1 protein-coding gene is annotated in these 302 nt (G+C 49.0%); it reads left to right on the plus strand.

The window, feature by feature from the left end; all coding sequences use genetic code 11:
* Positions 1–302, plus strand: a 302-nt coding sequence (locus E2491_RS12415; protein ID WP_166805874.1) for an IS3 family transposase, incomplete at both ends; no start/stop codon positions are given.

Below are 302 nucleotides of genomic sequence, written 5' to 3' on the forward strand. Positions count from 1 at the left end.
GAATGGCTACTCGGAGAGATCAAGAGGTTGTTCAACAAGCATCAAGGGATCCTGGGCTACCGACGGATCACCGTGTTCATCAACCGTCAGTTCAAGAAGCAGTACAATCGCAAACGGATTCGTCGTCTGATGATCAAGCTCTGCTTGAAGTCTTTTATTCGCCGGTCGAACGGCTATTGTACGAAGACCAGCTATGTCAACATCGAAGATAACATCTTGAATCGCGAATTCACAGCGAGCCAGCCCAATCAGAAATGGGTGACGGACATCACGCATCTCCATTACGGTCTTGGGAACAAGGC

Source organism: Jeotgalibacillus sp. R-1-5s-1, from assembly GCF_004405105.1.
Classification (GTDB): Bacteria; Bacillota; Bacilli; order Bacillales; family Jeotgalibacillaceae; genus Jeotgalibacillus.